At 39.5% G+C, this 21,260-nt stretch carries 14 protein-coding genes; 5 read left to right on the top strand and 9 right to left on the bottom strand.

Annotated features, from left to right (window positions below):
- Window positions 1-90 precede the first annotated feature (90 nt).
- From AACW45_RS03080 to AACW45_RS03060, 5 genes are all read right to left on the bottom strand, one after another.
- Window positions 91-1,191, bottom strand: coding sequence for an NACHT domain-containing protein (locus AACW45_RS03080; RefSeq protein WP_190627445.1), 1,101 nt, complete (start codon window positions 1,189-1,191; stop codon window positions 91-93).
- Window positions 1,192-1,226: 35 nt separating this feature from the next.
- A complete protein-coding gene (locus AACW45_RS03075) occupies window positions 1,227-1,820 on the bottom strand; it encodes a CHAT domain-containing protein (RefSeq protein WP_242045444.1) in 594 nt (197 codons plus the stop codon).
- A gap of 109 nt (window positions 1,821-1,929) precedes the next feature.
- Entirely contained in the window at window positions 1,930-3,258 is a 1,329-nt protein-coding gene (locus AACW45_RS03070) for an ATP-binding protein (protein WP_190627443.1), read from the bottom strand.
- A gap of 205 nt (window positions 3,259-3,463) precedes the next feature.
- Window positions 3,464-4,750 (bottom strand): tellurite resistance TerB C-terminal domain-containing protein, encoded by a 1,287-nt coding sequence (locus tag AACW45_RS03065; protein ID WP_190627441.1) that lies wholly within the window; start codon window positions 4,748-4,750, stop codon window positions 3,464-3,466.
- A 163-nt stretch (window positions 4,751-4,913) separates the two neighbouring features.
- Complete coding sequence (locus tag AACW45_RS03060; RefSeq protein WP_190627439.1) at window positions 4,914-6,278, bottom strand: ATP-binding protein; 1,365 nt, start codon at window positions 6,276-6,278, stop codon at window positions 4,914-4,916.
- An 87-nt stretch (window positions 6,279-6,365) separates the two neighbouring features.
- Between AACW45_RS03060 and AACW45_RS03055 the strand changes: the two genes are divergently transcribed.
- The gene (locus AACW45_RS03055) at window positions 6,366-6,668 is read left to right on the top strand and encodes a TMEM14 family protein (RefSeq protein ID WP_190627437.1); all 303 of its coding nucleotides are present in this window, start codon (window positions 6,366-6,368) and stop codon (window positions 6,666-6,668) included.
- A gap of 312 nt (window positions 6,669-6,980) precedes the next feature.
- Here the strand turns inward: AACW45_RS03055 and AACW45_RS03050 are convergent, their stop codons facing one another.
- Together AACW45_RS03050 and AACW45_RS03045 are read right to left on the bottom strand one after the other, a co-directional pair.
- Window positions 6,981-7,355, bottom strand: a complete 375-nt coding sequence (locus AACW45_RS03050) for a response regulator (RefSeq protein ID WP_096644318.1) — start codon at window positions 7,353-7,355, stop codon at window positions 6,981-6,983.
- 147 nt (window positions 7,356-7,502) lie between these two features.
- Window positions 7,503-9,062 carry a hybrid sensor histidine kinase/response regulator gene (locus AACW45_RS03045; RefSeq protein WP_242045443.1) on the bottom strand — a complete coding sequence of 520 codons (1,560 nt, stop codon included), beginning with the start codon at window positions 9,060-9,062 and terminating at the stop codon, window positions 7,503-7,505.
- Between the two features lie 206 nt (window positions 9,063-9,268).
- Between AACW45_RS03045 and AACW45_RS03040 the strand changes: the two genes are divergently transcribed.
- Complete coding sequence (locus tag AACW45_RS03040; RefSeq protein ID WP_190627435.1) at window positions 9,269-9,538, top strand: hypothetical protein; 270 nt, start codon at window positions 9,269-9,271, stop codon at window positions 9,536-9,538.
- 84 nt (window positions 9,539-9,622) lie between these two features.
- Here the strand turns inward: AACW45_RS03040 and AACW45_RS03035 are convergent, their stop codons facing one another.
- Complete coding sequence (locus AACW45_RS03035; RefSeq protein WP_190627433.1) at window positions 9,623-14,026, bottom strand: PAS domain S-box protein; 4,404 nt, start codon at window positions 14,024-14,026, stop codon at window positions 9,623-9,625.
- Window positions 14,027-14,131: 105 nt separating this feature from the next.
- On the opposite strand from AACW45_RS03035, the gene AACW45_RS03030 reads away from it, so the two are divergent.
- On the top strand, window positions 14,132-14,629 hold the full coding sequence (locus AACW45_RS03030) for a DUF3592 domain-containing protein (protein ID WP_190627432.1): 498 nt from the start codon (window positions 14,132-14,134) through the stop codon (window positions 14,627-14,629).
- 602 nt (window positions 14,630-15,231) lie between these two features.
- Here AACW45_RS03030 and AACW45_RS03025 read toward each other — a convergent pair.
- Window positions 15,232-17,508 carry a response regulator gene (locus AACW45_RS03025; RefSeq protein ID WP_190627429.1) on the bottom strand — a complete coding sequence of 759 codons (2,277 nt, stop codon included), beginning with the start codon at window positions 17,506-17,508 and terminating at the stop codon, window positions 15,232-15,234.
- 1,137 nt (window positions 17,509-18,645) lie between these two features.
- On the opposite strand from AACW45_RS03025, the gene AACW45_RS03020 reads away from it, so the two are divergent.
- Together AACW45_RS03020 and AACW45_RS03015 are read left to right on the top strand one after the other, a co-directional pair.
- A complete protein-coding gene (locus AACW45_RS03020) occupies window positions 18,646-19,881 on the top strand; it encodes a phosphotransferase (protein WP_190627427.1) in 1,236 nt (411 codons plus the stop codon).
- 233 nt (window positions 19,882-20,114) lie between these two features.
- Window positions 20,115-21,203: a T3SS effector HopA1 family protein gene (locus AACW45_RS03015; RefSeq protein ID WP_190627425.1), complete on the top strand. Its 1,089-nt coding sequence runs from the start codon at window positions 20,115-20,117 to the stop codon at window positions 21,201-21,203.
- The last annotated feature ends 57 nt before the right edge of the window (window positions 21,204-21,260 follow it).

Raw genomic sequence — 21,260 nt, 5'->3', positions numbered from 1 at the left:
TTTTTTGGGGCGCTTCCCCTACCCGTTTATGGTGTATTTTTTTAGTTCAGTAAATCTGTTGCTGTTATTTTCTGTTTGCTTCCATTTAGTCTAAACTCCAGTTTCCAAAAACTCTGCTATGTAACCCTCAATTTCTGACTGCTCAAACAAAACATACTGCGGTTGCTCAAACTTTGTCACTGCTAAATAACTAAGTAATTCCAGCTTTCGTTCTGGTGATAAATCTCGGTAAATCTCATCTCGCTCAATTTCCCACTCCTTGTCCCACTGTTCCAGTAATAGCTCTAACCCTTCCTCATAAAGCTTGGAACGTTTTGAGTAAAACTGGCCTTTCTTGTGAAATACAAGACAGGTCAAACTCAGCAAAATTGGTGTAATTACTAAATCCCGAATCGGTTTATTTGTATCTAGAAAAAGCTGATCTAGAAATTCCTGCGATTGTGCTAATCCTGCTGAGTCATCGCCAATAACTGCCTTAAACCAATGCTCAGAAAACGATCGCACTTGAGTTTCATTAAAATCGGCTACCTCTACGAAACTAAAACGCAGAGATTTCCAATCCATCTCTCCTGTAAAGCTTTGAGTCCGACAGGTCACAATTACCCGCACCTGCGGATAAGAACGAGCAAACTGCTTAATTTGCTTGGTGATGTTTTTAGCATCTTCCCCCGTAACTTCATCTAATCCATCTAGCAACACCAATGCTCGACCTTGATGGAAAATTAACTTAATTTCTATATTTGATAATTGCCAGAACTGCTCAAAATAACGCTCCAGTGAATAGGCAAACTCATGTCCATAATTTACAAACTCTCGTAATTTAATTAAAGCTGGAATTCGGTGTGCTTGTAAATTGCCAGCGTTGCACTCGGTAACTATTCGTTGTAAATAAGTGGTTTTCCCTGAACCGGGTTTACCCACCACCATAAGATTTGTATTTTTCGCCAGTACCGCTAGTCCTGAAACCCTTTGCTGCTCTCTACCTATGCCAATACGATCCAAACTGCGATAGCTAGGATTCTTACTGAAATCTTGCCATAGATCATCGAGTTCTGACCTACTGCTATTACTCAGTTCCTCTAGAATGTTCACATCTACAAACAAATCACCTAAAGAAACCGAGCTATCTACACCCCATAGTGGCATCGTGCTATGTAATGTTTGGATATCATCATGAATGCGCGATCGCACTTTTTGAACTAAGTCATCAACCGGATTTGTAGACCTTAACTGGACTTTTTTTTTAGATTTTTGAATACTGGGGTATTTTCTTCTAGGATTCCTTGCAGAGCGATCGCATCACAGCCACCGTTATAAGCATCTTCATACGACCAACCAGCCCCCAACTCATCATAAAAACCAACTGCAAACTTAATCGCTGCATCGTCTCCTATCTGACTATTCATACCGACTACATAATCAATATTTTGGGCGATCGCGTTGGCTTGAGTTTCAGAATAGCAAGCGTTGAGAACTACACATTCCAGTCCTCGTGTAGCAAATCGTTTAAATAAGTTTGCTAAAGCCTCTGTGGGAACGAATTGTACTGTACCTGCATCATTTTCCAGAACCAATCCATTATTTCCTGAACCATGCCCGCAAAAGTGAACAATTTCCGGGTTAAAATCCAACAAAGCACGACGCAAATCATCAGGACGAACCGCCCACCGTTGCTGCAAAGTAAATTTTTCTCTATGGTGCGACCTTCGCAAACCCTCATCAATTTCTCGCACCTCTTTATCTAGGCGCAATCTCGCTTCATTGGTGGGGCTGGAGGCTACCACTAAAATAGTTTTGCGCGAACTACTGCTTTGTCTCATTAATTTTGAGTAGGTGAAATGGCTTTTTGAGAAAGTTACAAGCTTTTGAGCAAGTCTTTAGCTGCCTAAACGTCTGATACTATAGACACTCCAAGTGTAAATTGCCCAATTACAAACTAAATTCTGCTGCATTATCCTCATGCAAAGTTGCATCTTTACCTACCGCAGTAGGCTTAAATGTAGAGCCGTGAATTAATTCTGTAAATGCTATTTGCGGATTGTGATGCAGAATATTTAACACGCTAATAAAATCTCTAACAATCTCTCCCGGTGTGAGTAATGCATCTGCACCTAAACGATTGATAATTTCTTTGACAAATGCATTTAAATCTCGATTCGTTAAAGTTTTTTCATAACCGAAATTTACAGCATGAATTTCGCTTATCCGTTGCAGTAGCGTCAGTATTTCTTCTTGGCTTAGAGGATTGAGTCTAATTACCGGGCCGGAATATTCTTGCACACCTGCTTGAGTAACAAAGCGGCTTTCTTTGGTGCGTCTGCGCCAAGCTTGATCTGCAAATAAGCCTCGATTTGGGTCTTCTAAAAACTTTGTAGTTCCACCAATCAAAATACCTAAATGTTCGGCTTTACACTGCATGGTGTCGTTAAACATTGCCAGCAGTCTATTATAATTTTTCTCCCTAGTAACTGTTGTGGATATTTGATATAAATGTACAGATTCATCCAAGAAAATTAACAGACCTTTATAGCCAATTTCCGCAACAAATTTCGCCCATAATTTGATGTAATCATACCAACTATCATCATCAATGATGACACGCACCCCTAAAGCGGCTTTGGCTTCAATTTTGGTAGTAAATTCACCGCGCAACCAACGCATAGCGGCATTTTTTAAGGCATCATCATCTAAGCGGTAACCACGCCAATAAGCAATAATGACGCTACCAAAATCAAAACCGTGAACTAAATCTTCAATATACTGAACAACTTCTCTAATTTTGGCTTCTACTTGGTCATCAAAACCTTCATCATTAGGGCGTAATCCACTTTCTTTTGCTACTTCTTGTTGGATTTTATTAATCCATCCTTCCAAAATTGAAACTAATGCACCACCATCAGGACGAGTTTTGGTAGCAAGACGACTCATTAATTCGCGATAGCTTGCTAAACCTTCGTTATTGCTTCCTGCTAGACGACGTTCTGAGGATAAATCAGCATCAGCAACAACAAAACCTTGCTCCATTGCGCGGTTGCGAATTAGTTGGAGGATGAAGCTTTTACCGGAACCATAATTACCAATGATGAACCGAAATGCTGATACCCCTTCTGCAATATCTTCGAGATTCTGTAATAGGCTTTTTAGTTCTAGTTCCCGACCAACTGCTATGTGTTCAACTCCTAGTCTGGGTACTACTCCGGCGCTAAGGGAATTAATTAAAGCAGTGGATATTTTTTTCGAGATTTTGAGCTTTGCCATGTAGTTGATCTCACCTGATTTTGAACGCAGAGGCTAACAGCTTGCAAGGTAATTCAGGTATATTCTATACCTATTAAGTAATTTTACAACGGTATGAATGATTTGATTAATTATAGCAATTGGCTATGAGTTAAGATAATTAACTTGTTCGCGACTGTCAAGAATGCAGAAGACTCAAAGAAAATAATAAATTTTGCTGCTTGATTTATGGTTGTGAAGGAGAATGTTGATAAAGAGCGAGCATTTTCTTGACGTTAATTATATGTTCGTGATAGATTTCTGGATTTTCTGCTCTTGGATCGATGATTAATTCTCCTAAAGTATCATCGGCTTTATCATTAATTGCATCAATTAACAGATTAGGCATGGTAATATTTGCTTCGGCTATCTGTTTAATGGTATCGCGAGAATTTTCTTGTTCTAAGATAGCTTTTAATACGGCAATTTCATAGTCTGGTAGTATCTGTAAAAAATGCATCCATTCTTCTGGTAATTCCTCAGATGTATTTGATACAATATCTACAAATGTAATAGGTTCAATTAGTTCTTCAAAAGGAAATACTTCCGGAAGATTTTCTTGGGTATCTTCATGTATTTTATCTGATAAGATTTCTGGGTTAAGGGTTTCAATTTGTTGGAGTAAATCCCAAACTTGACTTTGTAATAGGTCGCGTTCTTGTTGTAAGAGTAAAATTTGCCCTTGTAGGCGATTTAGTTCTGCTTGTTGTTCAACTATTTGAGTTTGGACATCACTTAAATTAGATTCTATATCTTCTCTATTATTTGTCGTACTGAGGAGTAGTTGATTTTTCTGGCTAATCTCAAGTTCTAAATTTTGCACTTGCATTTGGAGTTCGTAAAGTTTTTCTTCTATTTGTGGTTTTAGTCTACCTAATAAGGTGACATTATTTTCAATTTCAGCTTTTTCTTCTTGGAGTTCGAGAATTTGAGTTTGTAATTGATTTATTTCTGAGCGATATACATTACAATTCAACTCTAAACGTCGTTTCTCAGAAGTCAGCGTTGAAAAGGATGTATTTACCTCGGCTTTATTTTTATCTAAGTTATGAATTTCTGTTTTTAGGGCATTAATTTCATTTTCCAACTGTTTTTTCTGCCCAGCAAAGGTACTCAGTTCTCTATGGATACTATCTCTTTGATTGCGACATTCTGTGACTTGAGTTTGCAGTTTTTGAAAGTCGTTATATAATGCTAGGCGATGCTCTTCAATTTGGCTAATTTCTCTGGCAATGCGTGATTTTAATCCTTCTAGTTCTTTGATGCGTTTACGCAGGGAACCTAAAACAAACATTTCATAACTTTTGCGCCGTCTATCTACACAAAAGGCGGCTGAATATGTAGCAATTAAAGTAATGATGCCTGTAACGAAAGCTTTAGTATAATCCCAGTTAGGAACAAGACTAAGACCAAAACTTACACTAAAGGCAACTATTCCTAGAAACAAGCGATTACTTACTATTGCTGATTGCATATTGCTTACTTTGAGCCTAGTTAAGTTGTCAAAATCAGTATTTCTTACGGTCATTAACTCTCACTTTGTTTATTTAAAGTCTGAGGTTGTCATTTGTCATTGGTAAGGGGTTTAAGTGTATTTAGGTTGCATAATTTAGTTTGGGTTATTGATACGGAATTAATTATTCGGGTCTAGATGTATGTTTTTTATTGCCGAATACTGATAAGTCGGCTTGGAGAAAATCTATAAATTGCCTTGCTGTGCGACCTGAGCGACCATTATGACGAGTTGCCCATTGTAATGCTTGATACTCTAAATCTGCTTGACTAATATCAATTTCTGCTTGTGCTGCTAAATGCCGGACAATTTGTAAATAAGTTTTTTGATCTGCTCCTTCAAAGGTTAAGGTTAAACCAAAGCGATCGCTAAAAGATAGCTTTTCTTGCATGGTATCCCAAACATGAATTTCTTCTTTGTCTTTGGGATTCGGCCTGTCTGCGTAAAACTCGCGGATTAAGTGACGGCGATTAGAAGTAGCATAAACAACCACATTTTGGGGTTTTGCGGTTAAATTCCCTTCTAAAACTACTTTGAGTGCTTTAAAGGCATCGTCATCTTCTTCAAAAGAAAGGTCATCTACAAAAATAATAAATTTCTGGGGGACTCCGCGCAATTGTTCAACAATTTGGGGTAAGTCTTGTAATTCTGATTTTGTCACTTCTACTAAGCGTAGGTTGCGGTGACTATACTCATTCAGCAAAGCTTTGACTAAAGAAGATTTACCAGAACCGCGACTACCGTAAAGTAAGACATGAAGGGCAGTCTTACCTGATAGTAAAAACTCTGTATTTTTTAATAATGTGTCGCGCTGCATTTCATAGCCAGCCAATATATCAAGCTTAATTGGATCGGAATGTTGAATGCCGATAAATTGCCCATTTTGCCAGCGTAAAGCGTGGTACTGTGCAAATATACCCGTGCCGAATTGTTGATAATAAGCTGCTAAATCTTCTAGAGTATCAGCCCAATTCTCTGTATGTTGTAGGGAGTTCATCACTTGAGATTTCAGGCTTGTTTCTGATTCTAGCTTATCTTGCTCTCTATACCAAACAATCGGTGAAACTGGTAAATGGGCTGCGTTTTGTACTAACTCACTTAAGGCTGCGGTACTACATTCATACAAACTCTGCAACACTTGTAAATCATGTTGGACGGCGGCGATTAAAGCTTTGGGGATGTTTGCAAATTCTTCTGTTTGCGCCAGCTTGGTAAAGGGATTTTCGGTGATGAGAATTTGATGAATTAGGTAGTCTTCCCAATTTTGATTTTTTGTGGCTAAGGCGTGAAAGTAATTGCCGTAGGCTTGCAGGCATCCTCTGCCATCAGCATCAGTGTATCGTATAGCTTGCAACAAATCCAGAAAGGCTATTCCCACTTCGCTTTGCAGAACTGACTGGTAAAGTAAAAGTGATGCAGCTTGGCGCTGGAGGAACTGGATTTTGGCATAGGATGAGGTGCTAACCGTAGACATCGCTTGATTATCCATCAATCAATTAGGTGATGAGCTTCCAAAGCTATGGTAAATTGTCCGGTGACCTTTGCTGCAAAGTCAAAATCTACATAGGTTTTAACAATGACATTAGGTATATTTGCCGCTTTTGTCTATGGTACTTTGGCGTTGATTGGTGGCATTATGGGCTATGTTCAAGCTCAGAGTAAGGTTTCACTGATTAGCGGTAGTATTAGCGGTTTATTGATAGTTTTTGCGGCTTTTATGCAATTAAATGGTCAATTTTGGGGTTTATTGCTGGCTATTGTGGTAACGGCTGCTTTAGTGGTTTTCTTTTGCTTGCGGCTTGTCAAAACTCGCAAATTCATGCCTTCTGGATTAATGGCTAGTTTGGGTATGGTGGCGTTGGTATTGATGATTAAATAGGGCATGGGGCATGGGGCATTGGGCATTGGGCATTGGGCATTGGGCATTGGGCAATGTATTCAGGGTGTGTACATGAGGTGAGGTAATTTTATAGTACATATATATTACCGCAAAGATGCGCAAATTTTTGGTGATGTCTTTGGCAAACTGAAGGGGGGTGCGGAAATTTACGCTTTTTTATGGGTTATGGAAGTTATGAGGATGGGGAAACTTTAAGGGCGGGGAAACCCCGCCCCTACGGTGGGGGATTTAAGGTGATATAAAATACTTGATGGAAAATATTGAATTGGTAAAAGTTGGGATGTTATTTTGTTAATTCCAACCGAGGACTTTACTGATTTGATTGGCTAGTTGTAGGGGGCGGAAGGGTTTAGCAAAGATGGCGGCGACTTCTAAGTTGGCAAAAATTTCGGGTTCGGATTCCTGAAATTTGGCGGTTACTAAAATTACTGGTATATGACTGGTGGCTGGATTTGTCTTGAGTTGTTGTAGGGTTGTGCGTCCATCCATATCGGGCATCATCATATCCAGCAAAATGACTTCTGGTTGATGTATTAGGGCTTGATTCAAGGCTTCTTTACCAGATGCGGCGGTGAATATGTTCCATTCGGCACTTAATTCTATCCCTAATGTAGCGATCGCTCTCACATCTTCTTCATCATCCACAATCAAAATTTTTCGACTCATGTTAAAAACCTGGCATTTATGTCAAATTCAGGGGATTGTAGCAATCAATCGGGGAAAAGTCGGGGAGATGGGGAAGATGGGGGACAAGGGAGACAAGGAGGACAAGGGGGACAAATGAAAATTGTACAGACGCGATGAATCGCGTCTCTACTGACTATTGGCTAATGGTAGACGAATGTAAAAGGTGCTACCTTCTCCTAGAGTGCTTTCTGCCCAAATTTTGCCGTAATGTTGCTGTATAATGTTGCGACAAATGGCTAGTCCTAAACCTGTACCGCCTTTTTTACGCGAGTCGGAGGCGTCTACTTGCTGGAAGCGTTCAAAGATTGTTTGTAATTGGCTTTCGGGAATTCCTCTGCCGCAATCTCGGACGCTTATTAGCAGAGATGGGAATTTTTGCTCTAGACTTTTAACATAAATTAAATTATCTTTTTGCACTTCGGCATTTAGCCAAATAGTATCGCCTGGTTCGGAAAATTTAATCGCATTACTGAGTAAATTGGTCAGAGTTTGCAGCAATCTATCGGGGTCGGCATTAAGTTCTATATTTAAGGGATTAACAATTATTTGAATTTGCGATTTTTCTGCCATTGCTTGCATGGCTTCTGTCGCCTGTACCATTAATTCGGCGGCGTTACACTTAACTTTGTTCATAAAGACTTTACCCGATTTCATTCGTTCTAAATCGAGAATGTCATTAACTAAACGAATGAGTCTTTCTGTGTTATTGCTGGCAATAGTTAAAACTTTCTTTCCTTGATTGTTTAAGGTTCCTAGTTGATCCGCGCCTAAGATATCTAATGCACCCATAATTGAGGTGAGGGGTGTACGTAATTCGTGACTGACTAAAGAAATAAATTCGTTTTCTAACCGTTTACGTTCGGTAATATCATTGGCAATGATTAAGGCACATTCTACACCTGCTAAATCAATTAATTCTATGGATAATAAAATAATTTTTGTTTCTGAATATTTGGTAAAAAATTCAAATTCTTGATTGTATAAAGAACCTGTTTGCGGCAACATTTGGATTGTTTGGGTGAGCGATTCGGCTGCGTTGCCTAAATGCAGTTCATCGGCTGTATGTCCAATTACTTCCTCTAAACTGTAACCGCTCATTGTCAAGAAGCAGGGATTAATATCAATAAAACGCCCTTCTTGAATTGTAGCGATCGCAATTGGATTGGGGCTAGAACGAAATGCTTTGCTAAATTTCTCTTCTGCTTGTTGGCGTTCTTTGATTTCCTGCTGTAATTTGGCGTTTTGCTGTTGTAGCTGGGTTTGCAGTTGGCGAATGGTGAGATGATTTTGAATTCTCGCTAATACTTCTTCTACCTGAAACGGTTTGGTTATATAGTCTACTCCCCCAACCGCAAAGGCTTTGACTTTATCGAGTACATCCCCTAAAGCGCTAATAAAAATTACCGGGATTTCACGGGTGAGGGGATTTGTCTTGAGTTGTTGGCATACTTCATAACCGTTCATTTCTGGCATATTCACATCCAGCAAAATTAAGTCTGGGGGTGCGGCGGCGGCTCCTCGTAATCCAGTTGTGCCTTTAGTTACACTGCGAACTTTGTAACCCTGAGCAGTCAGCATACTAGATAGGAGATTGAGATTTTCTGGTGTGTCGTCGATTACCAGGATATCTGCTTTGGGAGAGTTGGCTGGCTGGTTAGTCATTGTGGTAATAGGGGCATGGGGCATTGGGCATTGGGCATGGGATTATACTATTTTTCTCAATCTCGGCTACAGATAATTATCCTCCTGCTCCCTGCCCCCTTGTTATCTATATATATGCTCCTGAATCTCCCCTAGTTTTACCCGATTGTTCTTTACTCTACAAAGTAACCTTACAAAATTGTGTTTTAGATAACAGCGTATTAACTAGAGTTTGTAGGAAGGATAATCAGATGCTACCCACAAAAACTCAACTTCTGCCGGCTATTATTACTCTCAGCGTTATTGGGTATTTTGTGTGGCCGATGTCTGCTTTCCAATTGAGAGTTAGCCGTGATACCAGTCAAATGTTTAACCAGCAGATTGATGCTGTAGATGTGAGAAATCGGGTAGAAGTGGAAAATGTGGATTGTCAAGTACCTATTAATCGGGTAAGTAAAAGGGCTATGAGCCAGGTTTTTACGATAGACAAGTACCAAATTCTGCGACTTCTCAGAAAGTAAGCAGTTTTCCCTGTGTGGGAGTTCCCCTAAAGCGAGATCCAGGGTAGAGACGCGATGAATCTTTAGACGCGATGAATCGCGTCTCTACAATTGTGGGTTGTCTGCCCCATGCCCAATGCCCATGATTTCGATAATTTCATCAAAGCAGAAGCGACGGTTTAAGTTTGTGAGTTCTCTGGCTAAGATGGCTTGAGATTCGGGGATTTGTTCTACGAGTTGGAAAATGCGATCGCCATCTACTTCATTAGCCGCTTGATGCAGTTGTGCAATCCATGTATCTGGCATCATGTTTAAAGATGCGCGTAGGGTAGAAGCAGCAGGGGTTGGGTAATTTTGCGCTTCATCTGGATCTGGAGAATTGCTGTTTTCGGCGTATAGGTAATTTACTCCCAAATGTTCGGCAAGTTTATCGAAAATTAGCTGTTCTCGAAAGGGTTTGCGGATTAAGTCGTTACAACCGGCGGCGAGGATGGTTGATTTTTCTTCTTCAAAGGCGCTGGCTGTAAGAGCAATAATAATAGTTTGATTTTCTTTACCTTGCGCTTGATTTCTAATTTCTTTGGTAGCTGTATAGCCATCCATCACGGGCATCCGCATGTCCATAAATATGACATGGGGTTGCCAAGTTTGCCAAAGTGCGATCGCTTCTTGCCCGTTGTTGGCGCAGGAGACTTGAAAACCAACTTGGCTTAATAATTGAACGATAATCTCTTGGTTATTTGGGGCATCATCTACTACTAAAATTCTATACGTGGGTTGTGCCTCGACTAAGCCAATTACTTTACCTGTAGTGTATTGCGGTGGTTGTTGGCAAGCTTCAGCTAAAGTTACTAGTAGGTGAAAGCGAAAAGTTGAACCCTCTCCTAAGTTGCTGCTACAGTTAATATCGCCTCCCATTAAGCGGATAAATTGACGGCTGATAGCTAGCCCTAAACCTGTGCCTTCAATAGCTTGGTTACTGCTACTTTGGACGAAGGGCTGAAATAATTTGTCTATATCTTCTGGGGCAATACCCCTGCCAGTATCTTCAATTTCAAAATAAAGAATACAGCTTTGCTGTTGCTGATTATCTAGTCTGCGCATTTCCGCAGTAGCACGCAAATATACTGTACCTTTTTGTGTGAATTTAACGGCGTTACTTAATAAATTAATTAGTACTTGACGTAATTTACCTTCATCAGCCTTGATATAACGGGGTATATTATCAGCAATTTCAAACCTCAGAGACAGTTGCTTTGCCCTGGCTCGGATTTGGAACATATCTTGAATAGTTTGTAATAATTGATGCATGTCGAAAGGTTCGCAATGTAAAACGATGCGTCCGGCTTCGATTTTCGACATATCCAAGACATCGTTGATTAAATTCAGTAGGTGTTCGCCACTGCGATTAATTGTTGCTAGGGATTGGCGCTGTTTATCGTTGAGGCTGGTGTCTCGTTCCATTAACTGAGCAAAACCCAGGATGGAATTTAATGGGGTACGTAGTTCGTGACTCATATTTGCCAAAAATGTACTTTTGGCACGGTTGGCGGCTTCGGCGGCTTCTTTGGCACATAACAGTGCTTGTTCTGCTTGCTGTCTGGCTCTACCCATGGCGATGATTTCCCCTACCAATTTCAGTAGGTTGACATCTTCTTGGCTCCAGGTTTTGCTGGAGTGAACCACATTCGCCAATAGTATCCCCATGACTTTCTCGGAGTGAATCATGGGTACAGCAACAGCAGATTTGACTGAGGTAGCAGTAACAATTGCTCTTTCTATCGGATTGAGGTTTTCTGGTGTAAAGGTAGATTGAATAACTTTACCTTGTAATAATTGCTGATGATATTCCGGGAATTCACTGATAGATAAATGACTGGCTTGATTTGCCATCGGCTCTATTCCTGGTTGATGCCATTCATAGAGAAGATAGCATTGGGCTTGATTTTCGGCGTATGCATAGATACAACAGCGTTCGGAACCAATAAATTGGGCGATCGCTTGCAGGGTAAAATTAATTGCTGTATGCAAATCGCGATCGAGAAATTGGCGGGAAATGCTGCTGAGTAAACTTTGAGCTTGGGCGCGGCGTTTTAAGGCAACTTCTGCTTGTTTGCGATCGCTAATATCTACAATCATAAACTCTAAGCAGGATTCTTCTAAGTTGGGACGAGCTGACATCAACCCCCATCTCAGTTCCCCATCTTGGCGACGTAATTGAATTTCATAATTACGCACTTCTCCATGCTGTTGAATTTCGGCGAATAAAGCAGCGCGAGCATTGGGATTTACCTGAAATTCTGGCGCGTAGCGTTTACCAATCAAATCAGCAATGTTACTATAACCAATAATTTCTGCACATGGTTGGTTAATTTCTAAAAATAATCCATCTTCTAGGCGACTGCGTCCGATACCGACTAAGGAATTTTCAAAGATATTGCGGTATTTTTGTTCGCTGCGACGCAGCGCTTCTTCTGCTTGTTTGCGGGAGGTGATATCTGTAGAAATAATCGTGACTATCCAAGAATTTGTTGCTTCATCCCGTACCGAGGTATGGCTAGAATATATCCAATGCACAGTACCATCTGGATGATTATAACGATATTCTCCCTGATTCGGGCGTCCCGCAAAAATCGTGCCAAAGCATTCTTCTTTGGATTTTTCCCAATCTTCTGAGAAGATGCGCGAAACTGCTAAGTATTGGTTCGCCATCATTTCCTCGATAGTAAAGCCGCGAATCTTCTCACATCCGGGAGAACAGTATTCAATTAACCACTCAGAATCAGTGAAGATGCGGTAACGCTCAATGGAAGCAAAGGTACTATTGAGAATGGTATTCAACCTGGCTTCGGAAGCTTGTAATGCGGCTTGGGCTAGTTTTTGCTCGTTAATATCGTGAACTGTGCTGATAATTTGTAAGTTACCTTGAGCATCTTGCATTAGGGCTAGGTTAGCTGTTTGCCATTGCCAGCTACCATCTTTATAAAGCGATCGATGTTCTAGATCCGAAAATTTCTCGCCTGTAGCCATTACCTGTTGCATTGCGGCTACACATTTGGGTAAGTCTTCCGGATGAATAAATGCTGCATAAGATTTTCCTTCTATCTCCGCCGGAGTGTAGCCAGTAATATTTAATACATTAGGAGAAGCATAGGAAATAATATGATCTGAGTTAACTAGGCAAATAATTTCATTAGCATTTTCGACAATATTGCGGAACTTAGCCTCACTTTCTCGCAAAGCGGCGGCAGTGCGTTTCTGATTGCTAATATCTGTAGCAATCACCGTTACTACCCAAGAATTTGTCTGTGTATCTCTGACAGATGTGGAACTACAAGAAATCCAACGCCAACAGCCATCAGGGTGGAGGTAGCGATATTCACTTTCATAGGAAAGTTCAGCAAAAATGGCGTTAAAGCCTGCTGTCATCTCAACTTCCAAGTCTTCCGGCGCAATTCGCGACAGTAAAAGATTTTTATCGGCGATTAATTCTTCTGGGGAATATCCCCAAAGCTGGATACTACCAACAGAGCAGTATTCAAAATGCCAATTATTATTAGTATAAACTCGGATACGAGAGATAGCGGCTAGGGCACTGCTAAGAATGGCGTTGAGTCTAGCTTCTGAGGCTTTCAGGGCTTCTTGGGCGAGTTTCTCGGCTGTAATATCGCGAAATGTCCAAACTCTACCGAGAATATTGTCGCCTAATTTTTGCGGGCAAGAGTAACGCTCAAATATTCTCCCATCTTTAAATTCTAATAAATCGTAACTATTAGCTTCCGGGGTAGCGTATAGTTGTTTAACTTGCGCTAAAAATTCCGTCGGATTTTTTAACTGATGGGCAAGATAGGCGATACGTTTACTTTGTTCTGGTTCTGCTAAAATTTCTGGAGGAATTGACCACATCTCCAAAAATACAGAGTTATAACTGACAATATTACCTTGGCGATCGACGGCTAATATACCATCATGAATTGATTCAAAAGTCGCCTGTAATAGTGATAGAGAAGATTCTAATTCTGCTTGAGCTTGTTTACAGCTAAGGGAATCATTAGCAGTTTCTACCATCAAGGATAATTTTGCTGCGCTTGATTCTAAAGTGGCAGATGTGGGCTGATTTTGGGTAATATCTCTAATAATTATTATGGCAGTAGCATCGCCTTTTGCTGTGGTACAAATACCAGAAATTTGCCAGATAAAAGTTTGTTGTTTTAGCTTCACCTCATAGTTTGTCGTTTCATATTTTCCTTGATGTAACAAAATATGGGGATATGCTTCTAAGGCTATGGGTTGTTGAGATTGTTGCAAAACTATGAGTTCATCAAATCTCCAGCCAATGATGTCCCTATCCTGGCGATTGAGCAAATGAGCAAAAGCGGCATTACACCATTGTACTGCTTGGTCTGCCCCTACCCAAACTACAGCATCCGCGATCGCTCCCAGGGTGAGTTGCATTTTGCTGAGAATCGCCTGTAATTGATGGATTTCCTCGATAGTTTCCCCAGTCATAGCCATTTCTTAATAAAGGTTTTTGGAAATCTCCCCTACTTTTCCCCGATTAATCCCTAAGTTATCAGGTAGTTAAGTAAATATGTTACAAGCTCAACAAATTCTATGAGTAAAGTTTTTAAGTTGATTGGTTCGGTGATGGCTGGTTTGGGCAGTATATGTAGTGTTATAGGTGTTGTCGATGCATTAAATACCCGCTCTTTTATGGCTTCATCCATCCAAACACAAGGAACAGTAGTTGATGTAGTCAGACGTTCATCAAGAGATAGTAAGGGACGTATATCATACTTTTACTATCCAGTTGTCAAATTTACACCAGCCTCTGGTGAAGAGACAATATTTGAATCAGATACAGGTAGCAATCCACCCAGTTATTCTAAGGGTCAGTCAATAAACATATTATACAATCCGCAACAACCTAATGCTACTAGAGAGAACTCTTGGTTTACACTGTGGGGATTTCCAGCTATATTTATCGGCATCGGGTCAATTTTTGTGGTAATTGGCGGAGCTTTACTATTAGTTAAAATACCTGAGCCACAGCAAGTAAATTTTGATTTTGACGCTCATTTTAATGATGATAGTTTTGGCAAGGACTTCTAAAAAGCCGGAAAAATATCGTTATTAACTTACATTTATTAGTAATTAAATAGATAAAATCTTAGGGGTTTAGCAATGCTCATTAGTATCAACTTAAGCTAAAAATAGCCTCTGTCTCAGCTTTGTCACCCACCTTGGAATTAATTCCAAGGCTAATAGCCAAAGTCATCTAAAGATGACTAAATATCCTCAAAATCTTTAGTCTACTTTAGTAGACTTTGGCTATTAGCAAGGAACTTTAGTTCCTTTTATTGTCAAACATGGCGATTTTTGAGCAAGCAATATACTTTTTTATATGCGGAAAACACTAAAATGAGTAAGCGATATACCTTTTCACTTGCGGAAAACACTAAAATGAGTGCGCGATATACCGAAACGAGTAAGTGATAAGGCTTTTTGAGTAGGTGAAATGGTATTTTACTTGCGGAAAACAGTAAAATGAGAACTCGTTAAGGCTTAATGAGTAGGTGAAATGGCTTTTTGCCTACTAAAAACAGGAAAATGAGTACTTGATTTAGATAAACGAGAAAGCGATCGCATTTTCTCTTTACCAAAAATATAAAAATGAGTCCTGAATATGTGTAAATGATAAAGCTGGCGCACAGTCAACCGTCAACCATCTTTGCTACAGCAGTTTGATACAAAGCCTGGAGAGTCAACCCATCTTGAGGATACTCAACTACAGCATAATTGCACAGACTTTGAAAGCGATCGCCATTAGGGGATGTAAAGATTTGTTGCCGTAACGTTGTCAAAATTTCCGTCAGGCGATCGCATACTTCCAATTTTGTTAAGCTAGATATCCCAATTGCAAATTCCCCATTACCCCAATAACCCAATATTTCCCCACTCCGAAAGGCTGATTGTAAAATCTTGCTCCATCTTTGTAATACTTGATGACCAGCTTCATGACTATACTTAATATTAATTTGCCCTAGATCGCTTACACATAGCAACGCCACACAAACTAACTCGCAATTTAGCTGCGCCTTTTCCAGCATTTGTTGTAATTCTCTGCTAGACTGGGGCTGATTTTTCAATCCTGTTAATGCATCTTTAAAAGATAATGTTTGCCATAGGCGGTTACGTTCTAAACGATGTAAAATCCTGGTAATTAATTCTGCACCAACTACAGGTTTCACTACATAATCATCGCCACCGGCGGCAAAAACTTGCTGTACAGTTTCAATATCTCGGCGTGCAGTTAAAAATAAAATTGGTAAATTCTGCCATTGTGGATCTGTACGTACCGCCTGACAAAGTTCTATACCATTTATTTGCGGCATTTCTACATCTAAAATTACTAAATCTGGCGTTACTGATTGCATAACATCCCAAAATTGTAATGGATCGCTTAACCCTGTCATCCCCATTCCCCAAGGCTCAAGTATTGAGCGTAAAGCATCCAAAATTACAGGATCGTCATCTATTACTAAAATATTGACGGCTGTTTTAATAGTTTGTTGCAAAACTTTAGCCGCGATATTCCATATTTGTGCGGCTGTAGTCGGCTTAACTAAAAACCCTCTTCCCCCAGCACGGGCAACTGTGACTCTATCTAATATAGCGCCAGCATTTGCTAAGACAATCACGGGTATTGATGGTGTACGGTTAGATAATTCTGCTAATAATGTGAGACTTTCTTCTCGCGTGCCTACATCATCTACATTTAAAATCACTAAATCTGGTGATGCCGTTTTTAAATAATTTTTCGCATCATGAATTGTCGCTATTTGCTGCCATTCATTCGTAGATGTAAATTGTTGTAATTGGGTAAAAAGTTGTAAATCTGGGTCAATTAATAATAAGCGGTTAGTTGGAGAAGCATTAGCAATATATTTATTAGTATGTAAACTTAATAAATTTTCTAACTGTTGAATTAAAGATAATAATTCCTGGATTTTTAATAGAGATAAATCGCTGTCTCCGTTGAGAATCTTTTCAATCTCTCGCGAGATTTGTGTGCCACCTTCCAATTCAAACATACCCAACACACCCGCTAATTTATGTGCTGCTTGTGCCGCAGATTGGCGTAATTCTGAGGTTAAATTAGCGGTTTTAATTGCAGTTGCAGCTTGTTGAATTACCTCCAGCCGTTGCATCATTAATCCTTGATACTTGTTCCATAAACCAGTCATGGCTGTTTGGAATTGCTGGTTGACAGCTTTTGCAGTATCAGTTGTGGCAATTGGCGTTTTTGGCGTTTCTTCTGGGGGAGGATTGAGACGATAACCCACCCCGTAAACATTTTCAATCCAATTACCTGCACCAACGGCTTTGAGTTTCTGGCGCAACCATTTAATATGAGACTTGACTGTTTCTTCTTGGGGTGGATCGTCAAAACTCCAAAGATGCTCGATGATATTCCCCCGACTAAATACCCGCGTTGGGTTGCGCATTAACAGTTCTAAGAGGCTGTATTCTTTTGGTGTTAAGTCTAAAAGTTTGCTATTGTAACTCACCTCATGAATACTCGGATCTAAGCGCAGAGAAGCAATTTCTAGTACTGGGTTGCGACTAACTTCACCGCGACGCAGTAACGCTCTAACTCGCGCTTGCAACTCTTCTAAATCGAAGGGTTTAATGAGATAATCATCTGCACCTGCATCTAAACCACGGATGCGATCGCTTGTAGCTTCCCTTGCTGTCATCAACAAAATTGGCGCTGCACAGCCACTAGAACGCAGCCTTTGACAGAGAGTGATACCATCTAATTTCGGTAACCCTACATCTATCATAATTAAGTCATAACTGGCACTTTGGGAATATTCCCAACCTATTTGTCCATCTTTAGCAATCTCCACAACATAATGTTGTTTATTTAAAGATTGCGACACAATACTTGTTAATACTTCATCATCCTCAATGAGCAAGATTCTCACTACCAAATCCTTTGTTGTACAGAGGGTTATACCCCTTAACGCTCTTGAGATAATTGTGTAGTATTTTTATTGTTATGTGTAATTAATTTTGATTAGTCTTAACTAAAGTATCAAGTAAAAATAAGTAGTGCGAGCATCTTGCTCGCTGATGTTCCAAAGCGAGCGAGACGCTACCACTACAAATTTATTGCGTATTTAAAAATTGGATGTACCAAGAATAAAGCTCAAGTAACAGGTTACTTGCAGGTTGAATATTTGCTTATTACTTATACTCTGTTAAAACCATGAGTTGCAAAAGTCACAGTTTACCGTACATTCCAGTAAGAATGATTTAAATTTAACTAAAAAAAAATCATAACTACCCATTTAAAACATCCGGTTTGCTTGGGTTTTTGCTGTTAAATGAAAATATGAATGCTGAAATTAATGTTTTGTGCGTTGAGGAGTCTGAGTGATTGTGAACGATGCTAAACCGGGAATAAATGTCATACAAGATACATTTTTTCTAACATTTAGATACACGAATTTTTAGCATCGAATAACTTTAAGAACTAATAGACTTTTCTTAGTTACTTATTGCACAGTTAATAGTTTTTCATTGCTAACAACAGGGTAGCAGGCAGGAATGAAAAGATTTCATGTAAATTTATTGTGCGCTTTTAGCCTTGCTACTGAATGAGATTCGCAAACAACAGACGCGATTAATCGTGTCTCTAACAAACTACTGACATAGTTAGCAATTACACCAGGGTTTAACACCACGAACTGAGCTAGTACGAACTCGGTAAGCAAAAAATTGCGGTATGAATAAAATCATCAATTTGATTGACAGATTTTGAGCCGCTAAAAATAGCGCTGGCACAAAATACACAACCGCGATTATTTATATATACCTACGTAAATAGACCAAAAAATGTAAAGATTGGTCGATTTTTACCGTGAGTTTGTAAAGGAACAGTAAAGGATATATCGGCATTTTGGCAGGTTTTACTAGGAGATATCGGATATTAATAGATTGTACGAATAGTTATTGATATTCATACACATAGTTGCTATCTACCGAAAACTCCTAGAGCTAGGTTCATCCTAAAATAGGTGAATTTGTCATCAATTTTACTTAGTAGGAAATCATCATACATGGTATTAACACTGTCTTCTCAAAACGTTATCCAGTATCTGCAAGATGCAGGGCTGTGTAGCTCAGAAGATGGAACAGCAAATGAATCTGAGTTACCAGATGGTAGTAAAAATTTCAATTTATTAGTTAATCTGGTAGGTAATAGCAAACTACTGGTTAAACAAGAACGTCAGCAAAATCTAGCAGAAACAACTCATGAATTCTTTAATGAGTGGTTGTTTCACCAATTGCTACAACAGTTTCCGGTGATTGGTAATATTTCTGCGATCGCATCTTTAGTAGTACATTTTGATGAGGATAATTCCATCCTTGTTCGCAACTACTTAAGCGATTATCAAGAACTAGGGGATTTTTATCAAAAAAATGATATTTTTCCCCAAGAAATTGCTCAAGCTATTGGTACGACTTTAGCAGCGCTACATCGTGCGACTTTCAACCGCCGAGAGTACCGCGATTTTATGGCGACTGCACCCCAAGGACAATTTCGCTATCATTTCTATAATCCCGCCCAAGGTATCGAATCGATTACACCAGAGATTTTTGGCAGAATTCCCAACGCCGCCTTAAAGTTTTATACTTTATGTCAGCGTTACGAAAGCTTAGAATCGGCAATTGCAGATTTAGCCTATGAATGGAATCCTTGCTGTCTCATTCATAACGATTTGAACTTAACCAATATTTTGGTGCATTCACGCTGGCAGCAGCTTGATAATTGCTTGGTAAGATTAATTGATTGGGAAGCTTGCTCTTGGGGAGATCCCGCCTTTGATTTAGGTACTATCATCGCCAGTTATTTACAAATTTGGCTTGCGAGTTTGGTAGTAGATTCCTCTTTAACATTAGAAGAATCGCTGCATCTGGCGGTAACACCTTTGGAGATTTTGCAACCTTCAATTCTGGCTTTAATCAGGAGTTATCTTGATGCTTTCCCAATGATTTTAGAATACCGCCACGATTTAATTTTGCGCGTAGTACAGTTTGCTGGATTAGCCTTAATTCATCAAATTCAAGATAAAATTAAATGTCGTAAAGACTTTAATGATAGCGACATTTATGTGTTGCAAGTTGCCAAAAATCTATTGACTATGCCAGAAAAAGGCGTGCTAACTGTTTTCGGAATTTCCGCAGCAGAAATATTGCCACCTGTGGTGAAAGTCGATAAAGTTACGCAGCCAGAACGCGAGAAGCAATTAGTTCGCCTTTATTACGAAAAAACCCGCCTACGTGGTTGTTAAGCTATATTAGCCGAACTATATAACATGCAAAATATTAACTTTTGCATTTGAAGTTTTTATTCTATTTCCTCACACAGAATCTTCTATTACTTGACGTTGGTATCAGGGAAATCCGCTATTGACTATATGTTGGTTGTTGCATACCAATTCAGAATTACGAACTTGTACTGAGCTTGTCGAAGTATTACGAATTGGTAAACATTCCCCCTTCTGAATTTTGAGGTTTTAATTCAATGGTATATTCTTCTGTCGATCAACCACTGACTTCACTGTTTGATATTGCTAGCAATATTCAAATTGAATCGAATTTTTCGATTCATCACCCAAATTATCAGCCTTTTGCTTTACCAGCCAAAGTAGCAGATAGATTTCAGCAAAATTCGCCAGATTTGCAGCACAAGTATTTAACTCTGTTATTGCGGAATTTTCTGTATGGTATCTATTACAACGGATATCTGCAAAATATTTTGGCAGTTAATGGTGATGCGACACAGAATTTACCACACCAAAATTTAGAAAATAGTTCCGCTTTAGGAATTGATGGGGAATTTTACGAACGCCTACACAATTGCAATCACGGTACTGGTTATTTTGATCCAAATTGGGAAGTATTGCGTCAAGAACCTGATGGTAGTATTGCGGTAATTAAAGGTGGTTTAACTTTATATATTGAGCCAGATTGTCATCTTAAACCCCAATCTCGCAAAGCTAAACCTGGTGATGTAGTAGCAATATGGATGCCAAAAAATCGCATTCAAAACGGCTGTTATTTAGCAGTCAGCAATTTTGGACAATTAAAACAAGATAATCCAGATGCAGATTTAGGTACAGGACGAATCTATTTTAATATCACACCATTTGGTGCGATCGCGCTTATGGATAGTCTGACAATGGAACTCAATGAAGCTGGTATTCCCTTTAGTTTCCAAGTTCCCTACAATCCCTCAGCATACGAACGCTACGATTCTGGGATACTTTATTTTGAACCTCACAACTATTGCGCGATTCGTGAAGTTTTGCAAACTGTTTATACAGAACATGAATCTCATTTTAACCCCGAAATTCCCTTGTTTACCAAATATTTAGCACCAGGATTGGGTTTAGCTGAAGAACCAATTAAAAAGTTTGCAGCACAAGAAAGTTTTGGGATGAATCGTTGTCAAATTGTTGCCAATGGTTTACTCGAAGCTTGGCAAAATGGTAAGAATGCTTTAGACGAAAGAATGTACGCCATTAACCGTCACTTTAACAGACACTTGGTTGATGTGCAGCGTCCTTACCTCAATCCTCGTTCTGAAGATATTTACTCTCCGTTACACTAATTGTTGTGTTTGGACTATTACCAAGCCTACAAAATACGCAGTTACGGTAAGATGATT

This window comes from Calothrix sp. FACHB-168 (assembly GCF_963889195.1).
Lineage (GTDB): Bacteria > Cyanobacteriota > Cyanobacteriia > Cyanobacteriales > Nostocaceae > Aulosira > Aulosira anomala_A.
The sequence above is the reverse complement of the archived record's forward strand: the minus strand, read 5'-3'. Positions and strand labels throughout refer to the sequence as shown.